The following is a 7,404-nucleotide window of genomic DNA, read 5'->3' as shown; positions in this document are numbered from 1 at the left end:
ATAAGGAGTACCATCTTCTTTTGTTTTTACTAAGATAATATCTCCTGGATCGGCATTTGTGACTGCAGCTGAAATCGTGCCAACATCATCCGGCACGACGATTGTTTTTTCGTTAAAGAACAAGATACCTCCCACGATGACGATACCTAAGAAGAGTACCCCAACAAACATGAGAAGTATCGCCGTCCCTAAGCCCTTGTTTTTTGATCTTTTCAACCCTTCACCTCCCTACAATCGGAACGGTGTTTTCAGCAATGACACTTCTTATCTTTCAAACATTTGAAGACAAACTTAGCGATAAGAACGTGTGTAATAACTGCAAAAATGATCCCTATAATAAGGACAACAATCGCAGGAATAACAACCACGGCAAACCAAATTTCTCCGAAACCTAATACAAGCAATGCTGCTGCAATAATAATAGCGTTCGATAGTCCCAACCAACAAAGGGCCGTGCCCACTCCTTTACATGCACAACATTCTTTTAGTTCTTTAACGGTCATCGTTGTTCACCTCAACTTGTTATTTTTACTTACCATTTAATTTATGAGGGAAGACATATTAACGTTCTTGGTAGAGTCGCTACAATAGAGGAATAAACAGTAAAAAGCACCCCGAAGGATGTAAATAGATCAATTACATATATCGGCTGGGTCACTCGTATCACATTTATTCCTTTGAAATTGTTGTTATCATCATCAAAGATATCGATCACATCCGAACGCACAATTAAATGACACAACATTGTCATTCGAATCACTATTTGCGGCAAGAAACCAAGAGAGTGTAAATCAAACGCATTCGTCCGCTTCTTAAATTCCTTCCGCTCTTGCTCCAGTCAGACATTTATCGCGGAAGATCACCCAAATATATCCATAGATCCAAATATATCCACAGGTGGAGCAAATACGAACAACACAAGAACAGTAAAGAAACCAAACAAGCTCCATCCAATAACAACACCAACCAATGAGATAGAACCTGCAAGACAACAAAGACCCTCGCACTTTTTCAAAGAAACAAGGATAACGATAAAAGCAACAATTGAGATAAGAGCTAAAGTGATAATCGATAAAACGATAAAAATAAACAGCGGTACCCCAAATAGGAAAAGGAAAATTGATACTGACAAGATCAACCCAACACCAATACCAATACCCGCTAGTGCAATACCTCCGCCAAGACAACAAAACTTAACATTCTTTTTGACAGCTAGTAGAGTAAATAGTGATGCAAATAATGCGATAATGAATAAAAAAAACGATGATACTATAACTAATATTTCAAAAAAATCAAATGACAATATTGATACAATGAAAAGTAACCCACCAGTAAAAACAAGGATGCCCAATGCGATAGAGGTAATCGCAAGTAAAATACCGGCACCGATACAACAAGCTCGATTTTCTTTTTTTAGGGATAGTACCAGGGTTATTGATGCAAAGATAGCGATGATAACTAAACTAATGAGCGCTATGATAAAAAAAATCTCAATATTAGAGGTCATCATATGTCCCCATCTCCTTTTTCTCATTGTATTTAAAAATGAGAAAGAAATTACAATTCTAAACAGCTTTTTTAAAACTCTCTAATTACATAATTTCTTATACCTATATGCCAATATGCCATAACCTCAGTCGCACCATCAGCAGCCTCATCCAAATCATCATCCACATGAACAAGATCGCCATCTTCGGCATCACCCAAATCAACTCTTTATGTATCGCCATACTATACATATACTTTCCTTATCGCGACAAAAGAAAAAAACACCCCGAAGGATGCTACATTTGATCAATTACATATACCGGCTGGGTTACTTGTATCACATTTATTCCCTTTGAAATTGTTGGCATCGAAATCTTGGATATCGACATCCCATTACCGACAGCTCTGTTCCACTATAAATTTATAGCAACACACTTTTCTCAATCTCTTTCATGTCATAAAAATATCCTCTATTAGCCATCAATTCATCAAATGTTCCCGCTTCCACGATCGTACCGTTTTCCATCACTATGATTTGATCCATTTTCTCGAGACCGGTTAAACGGTGGCTGATCAAGACAAGTGTATCGTCCACGGCTTGTTCAAACAGGTGATGGTAAATGGTGCGTTCTGTCAGTACATCTACTGATGATGTTGGTTCATCCAGCAGCCATAGACGTTCACCCTTTAGCATTGCGCGGGCAATGGCTAATCGCTGCTTTTCTCCGCCAGAAAGATTTTCTCCTTTTTCCAACACTTCATCGTCCAAGCTGAGATGCGAAAGCTGCACCTTGTCAAGGGCGTCTATCAATTCTTCATCACTCAAGCCATCACGAGCCAAGGCTACATTTTCTCGAATCGTCCCATAGAAAAAGTGATTTTCCTGAAGTACGACATTTGAATTTGTCCAGATGTCTTCTTGTGCAACCTGTGAGATCGGCGTTCCAGCTAAGCGTATTTCACCTGCATCCGTCCGCTGAATTTTCAACAGTAATTGCATCAACGTCGATTTCCCTGATCCACTGGGTCCAACAATCGCCGTTTTTGATCCGGCTTCAAGGCGCAAGCTTACACCATCAAGCGCTCGCCTTGTTTCTTCTTCAAAGCAAAATGTTACGTCATCCATTTCCACACTTAACGCTTGATCCTGCGGAAGTGACAGCACTGGTTCTTCAACGCGCAAAGGTTCTTCCCTCACCACGGAAAACAGCCGATGCGATGCCAGTCGACTTTCTTCTAAATGACTTGGCAAAAGGGCCATTGGCGTCGCATTTTCAAATACAGTCAATGAAATCATCACAAGCATCGCAAGAAACAAGCCGTCTAATTGACCTTCCACCACTAAAAACGCGCCGAGGGCTAACACCGACCAGGAGATCAAAAGAGACACCATCGTATTCATTGATTGGTTAAACATCGATTGGACACCGTCTCGTTCTTTCTCGTTGATATAGGCCATAGATGATTCGGTCAGCATCTGCTCTTTATCATCAAGCTTTTGATAAATCTTTAAATCAGAAAAGCCATACAATAATTCGGTTACCTCTGTTGACAGCTCTCCGCGAACTTCGCGTACGTTGTGATCAATCTTCCGTTGACTATAGGCAAACCATGCCGGTACGACACATGCGGTTAAAATTAGCCCTACCACTAACAGTAGTGCAATGTAAATCGAGAAAAACGACGTGAACACGACGGTACTTAAAAACACAATCACTAACACGATCGGAGGATAATACACCCGTAAAAAGAAGTTTTGAAGACTTTCCACATCTCCGACAATACGCGCAAGTAAATCACCACTTCGATACTTTTGAAAAATACCTGGTGCTAACGGCTCTAACTTTTCAAAAAAACGCACGCGTAGATTACTTAAAATCGTAAACGTTGCTCGGTGGGAAAAATACCTTTCTCCGTATCGACTGACTGCTCGCGCTAGCCCAAAAAGCTTCAGTAACGCAATCATCACGGTTAGCGCATACAAAGGAGGCATGAGCGCTGCTTTTGAAATTAAGTAGCCACTTGATGCAAACAGGCCAACTGCTGTGATGCCAGCTAAAAAACCAAACAGAATGGAGGTCAGAACGTCCTTTTTTTCAACCATCATTAGTTTGATAACAATCGCTAAATCCTTCATTCTGTCACACCTCCCTGCTGCACAGACACCATGTTTCGGTATTCCAAGGTTGATTTCATAAGCTCATCATGCGTTCCTTGAGCAACCAATTCTCCATTCGCTAAAAATAAAATGTGATCTGCATGTTTAATCGTATGCAGGCGGTGAGCTACTGTAATGACCGTTGAACCTTGTGATAACTCTTTGATAGACGCTTGTAAAATACGTTCTGTGTGAAGGTCCAATCCAGTCGTTGGTTCATCAAACAAGATCACAGATGGCTTTTTCAAAAAGGCACGAGCAAGCGCAACACGTTGTTTTTCGCCGCCAGATAGTCCCCGCCCGGCTTCACCTACTGGCGTATCATATCCTTTTTCAAGAGACTCGATTAACTCGGCTATCCCAGCTTTTTTTGCTGCTTCTTCAATGTCAAAGTGACTCGCCTGTTCTTTGCAACCAATCGAAATATTTTCAGCAATCGTTCCGGCAAACAAATAAGGATGCTGTGAAATGTAGCTTAACCCATCGAACCAATCGGCTTCTTTATAATCAGAAAGCGATCGACCTTCAACGATCATTTCCCCTCTAGTTGGACCAATTAGCCCTGCAAGTAAATGAAGTAACGTTGATTTTCCAGCACCACTTCGACCGACGATGGCCACTTGCTCATAGGGCTTGATGTCCGCTTGTATATCCTTTAAAGCAAATCCTTGTTCACCATATTGGAAACCAACTCCACGTAACGCAATGGCTGGAGGAACCGTCGTATCTAAACGAGCCTCTCCCCACTCAACAGCTTGCTCCTTCTGTGCCAACTCATCCGCTATTTTTTTCGCAGCCCCCATGCTGCCTCGACCCGTATGAAACGCGCTACCTAATTCTTTAAGCGCTAAATAAAACTCTGGTGCAAGTACGAGCAAGAAGAAGGCCGTGAAAAACGTCACACTTTCAAATAAAACAAGGCGCAATCCAAGTTCAAGTGCAATCAAACCAATACTTAGCATGGAAATGTACTCAAGCATTAAGGATGACACGAACGCGACTTTTAACACACTCATCGTGGCATCACGAAAATCTAAGCTACTTTTACGAATCGATTCCTTTTGCTGAGCTGCACGCCCAAACAATTTTAACGTCGTCAACCCTTGCAATGTATCAAGAAATCTCCCTGAAAAGGTAGCCATCTTATCCATCTGCTCTTCTGATTTCTTTTGCGTTTTGATACCAATGATAATGAAAAATAGCGGAATAAAGGGTGCTGTTATCAACATCAGTAGCCCTGTATACATGTGTTGCGTAAATGCCACCACAATAATCATCAGTGGCACAATCGATGTCTGAATCACCTGCGGAACATAGTGACTGAAGTAGCTGTCCACCTCATCAACCGCATCCATCATGACACTCACCTTTTGCCCCGACTGCCCTTGAAGCGATGACTGCACGGGGTTTCTTAAAAATTTCGTTACTAACTTCCTGTGAAAATCATTTTTTACCTTCGCTGCCATTCTTACCCCTGCACGTCCACTCAAAAACGTAAGTCCTGCACGAGCAACCAATACCAATGCCAACCAACCTAAAAGCGGAACAATATCTCCGAACGACTGCCCCAGCAAAAAGATACGCTCGACAATAGCCACGATAAAATACGCTTGTCCAATGATCGTCATACCCGAAAGGATTGCGATCAAAACCAAAAACATCCTCGTTCCCTTATATGTTTTTGCAATCGATTTAAGTTCATTCATATATTTGCTGACCTCCCAGCATGTTACCTAATATTTATCGAATAGATCATTTATGTATACGTTTGTTTAGTATAACCATTCCACACATGTGAATAGTTTCACATTTTTCCGTTCTTATTATAAACGATTATACGTGAAAATGCATTGAAAAGGGATTAGAAGGGGTTTTTGTTGAGAGAGGTGAATGCTGTGTGGTTGCTGCTACATTTCTATTTCCAAACGATGTAAACAGAAGATTTAAACCGATTCGTAGAGATTGTCGTTTAGTACCTTTAGTCTAAAAAGAATAAGATGGAACGAGCTGTATACGGTGAAAGTCTCAAACCCTTACCTATTACCGCACTTCATCAATTAGACGAAAGTATACGAAGTCATCTTTAAACAACCAATGCTTGAAAGTCGTTGGAACCTATGTGAAAGTAAATAGACAGTAGGTTCAGAGGGAAAATGCTGATTTTTATTTAAAGGAATATTGAGATACAAAAAGCAGCCAAGCTTTTCAGGAAAGCCTTGGCTGCTTCTCATAATTGTAAACCTAATGTAATCACAGTAGACAGGAACCCTGCCTATCTGTAACGATTCAAGAGTTAAAAGAAGATAAAAGTTTGCAGCGGGGTAAGACCAGTAAATTGTCTCAATAATATCGTGGAACAAGATCATCGTTTGATTAAGAAGCGTGTACGTCTGAAGTTGGGATTAAAGTAGTTTAAAACAGCCATTTTTCTATTTTGAGTGGAGTGGAAGCCATGCTTAAAATGAAACAAATTCTGATTCTTACTATTAATCTCACACATCGATCCCCCTTATTATTCTAATCTCAGTGTGACCTAAAACTGCGAAGTGACAGTGTTCATTATAAGTTCAGGAGAATGGCTCTTTCTCCACACGGAGCCCTGGGGAGGAAATGGATCTATGAAGTCAATATGCACCTGTTTTCTATTAATAGCATATTGGTTTCGTCGTTCTGTATTTACACAGACACGCTTAAAAACTGATAATCCCAGCGGCCCTACTCCCACTATTACACTATTCACTAGAATCATCCCTCCTCTTTTGATTCATCTATCGGACAAAACTAATTAATGATATGCAACATAACCGTATCTGAATACTAGAATGTTCAGCCACTTCGGCCACTCATTTTCATGCTATAGAGACGTGCGAGCGTTGAAATTCTAGTCGTTGCCGTCCAATTTTTTCTGCTAATTCTTTATTTTTGTTGTTGGTGAGTGCTATTTCTATGCACCTCATGACCATTCCATCTATAATTGAATCCGCATCTATTACTTTTTTCTGAGCAAGCATATATATTGGATCACCTGGTTTAACTGCATGTATGTATGTATTAAGAGCAGCTTTGACCAACAGCATTTCGTCAGATTCAAGACACAGTCTGATTCCCAACATCAACATTCCTCATTTCTTATTTTTCTAAGTCTTTGTTCCAGTGCTTTTCCAAATTATTCTATACAAAAACCTTAAAATTAATTAATTATTCTGAATATTTTATTCAAAAATTAACTAGTGCATCCGTTTTTTTCTATTTTCTCCTTTCTATCCACGCTTTTAATAGCGTGTATAACATGGTATTTCTAGTAGTTACGTCTACTTTTTCGAACTATAAACAAGAAATTCTAAATTTGTCTCTCGTTCTTAAGTCATACTTTTCTGCTTTCTAGTCAAAATTACTTAGGCTTATTTTCCACCCTCCTTTCTCCAACATGTTACATATTACCCTTATTATATACGCTAATTGACACGATTTCAAGAGGAACTAATCTTTTTTATTTTTTGTTGCGCATTGAAACGAAAATAAAAATAAGTAATAATATAGCTATTGGGAGGTGTGAAAAATGAGCATTATCGGGGATAGATTAAAGGTACTCCGTTACAAAAGAAAGATTAAAATTCCTACAATTATTAGAGAGCTAAACATTGCTAGAAGCACTTATACAGGATATGAACTAGGGCGAAGAAATCCAGATGGAAAATCACTCGCAAAACTAGCTGATATATTAGATACTTCCGTTGACTATATAGTAGGTGTTACAA

8 protein-coding genes and 2 pseudogenes are annotated in these 7,404 nt (G+C 39.7%); 2 read left to right on the top strand and 8 right to left on the bottom strand.

Features of this window, described 5'->3' with window-relative positions; all coding sequences use genetic code 11:
- The 6 genes and pseudogenes from AB1471_RS16395 to cydD all read right to left on the bottom strand — a co-directional run.
- Positions 1-216, bottom strand: a 216-nt coding sequence (locus AB1471_RS16395; protein ID WP_367780842.1) for a hypothetical protein, incomplete at its 3' end; no start/stop codon positions are given.
- A 32-nt stretch (positions 217-248) separates the two neighbouring features.
- Positions 249-503 carry a hypothetical protein gene (locus tag AB1471_RS16390; RefSeq protein WP_367780841.1) on the bottom strand — a complete coding sequence of 85 codons (255 nt, stop codon included), beginning with the start codon at positions 501-503 and terminating at the stop codon, positions 249-251.
- Positions 504-859: 356 nt separating this feature from the next.
- Positions 860-1,510: a hypothetical protein gene (locus AB1471_RS16385; RefSeq protein ID WP_367780840.1), complete on the bottom strand. Its 651-nt coding sequence runs from the start codon at positions 1,508-1,510 to the stop codon at positions 860-862.
- 68 nt (positions 1,511-1,578) lie between these two features.
- Positions 1,579-1,724: pseudogene (locus AB1471_RS16380) on the bottom strand (protein rep); the annotation flags it as partial.
- Positions 1,725-1,909: 185 nt separating this feature from the next.
- Positions 1,910-3,625 (bottom strand): thiol reductant ABC exporter subunit CydC, encoded by a 1,716-nt coding sequence (gene cydC / locus AB1471_RS16375; protein ID WP_367780838.1) that lies wholly within the window; start codon positions 3,623-3,625, stop codon positions 1,910-1,912.
- The gene (cydD, locus tag AB1471_RS16370) at positions 3,622-5,352 is read right to left on the bottom strand and encodes a thiol reductant ABC exporter subunit CydD (protein WP_367780837.1); all 1,731 of its coding nucleotides are present in this window, start codon (positions 5,350-5,352) and stop codon (positions 3,622-3,624) included. The genes cydC and cydD overlap by 4 nt, the downstream gene beginning before the upstream one ends.
- Before the next feature lie 480 nt (positions 5,353-5,832).
- On the opposite strand from cydD, the pseudogene AB1471_RS18370 reads away from it, so the two are divergent.
- Positions 5,833-6,167: pseudogene (locus AB1471_RS18370) on the top strand (DDE-type integrase/transposase/recombinase); the annotation flags it as partial.
- Positions 6,168-6,179: 12 nt separating this feature from the next.
- On the opposite strand, the gene AB1471_RS16365 reads toward AB1471_RS18370, so the two are convergent.
- Together AB1471_RS16365 and AB1471_RS16360 are read right to left on the bottom strand one after the other, a co-directional pair.
- Positions 6,180-6,395, bottom strand: a complete 216-nt coding sequence (locus tag AB1471_RS16365; RefSeq protein ID WP_367780836.1) for an FAD/NAD(P)-binding protein — start codon at positions 6,393-6,395, stop codon at positions 6,180-6,182.
- 100 nt (positions 6,396-6,495) lie between these two features.
- The gene (locus AB1471_RS16360; protein WP_367780835.1) at positions 6,496-6,759 is read right to left on the bottom strand and encodes a hypothetical protein; all 264 of its coding nucleotides are present in this window, start codon (positions 6,757-6,759) and stop codon (positions 6,496-6,498) included.
- A 446-nt stretch (positions 6,760-7,205) separates the two neighbouring features.
- Here AB1471_RS16360 and AB1471_RS16355 point away from each other — a divergent pair.
- A partial coding sequence (locus AB1471_RS16355) for a helix-turn-helix domain-containing protein (RefSeq protein WP_367780834.1) occupies positions 7,206-7,404 on the top strand: 199 nt, incomplete at its 3' end.

The organism is Jeotgalibacillus marinus (assembly GCF_040801915.1).
Lineage (GTDB): Bacteria > Bacillota > Bacilli > Bacillales > Jeotgalibacillaceae > Jeotgalibacillus > Jeotgalibacillus marinus.
The sequence above is the reverse complement of the archived record's forward strand: the minus strand, read 5'-3'. Positions and strand labels throughout refer to the sequence as shown.

Bases quoted from the DNA above. Each gene is read 5' to 3' on its own strand.
- AB1471_RS16390 (WP_367780841.1), bottom strand. From the start codon at position 503: ATGACCGTTAAAGAACTAAAAGAATGTTGTGCATGTAAAGGAGTGGGC.
- AB1471_RS16385 (WP_367780840.1), bottom strand. From the start codon at position 1,510: ATGATGACCTCTAATATTGAGATTTTTTTTATCATAGCGCTCATTAGT.
- cydC (WP_367780838.1), bottom strand. From the start codon at position 3,625: ATGAAGGATTTAGCGATTGTTATCAAACTAATGATGGTTGAAAAAAAG.
- cydD (WP_367780837.1), bottom strand. From the start codon at position 5,352: ATGAATGAACTTAAATCGATTGCAAAAACATATAAGGGAACGAGGATG.
- AB1471_RS16365 (WP_367780836.1), bottom strand. From the start codon at position 6,395: ATGATTCTAGTGAATAGTGTAATAGTGGGAGTAGGGCCGCTGGGATTA.
- AB1471_RS16360 (WP_367780835.1), bottom strand. From the start codon at position 6,759: ATGTTGGGAATCAGACTGTGTCTTGAATCTGACGAAATGCTGTTGGTC.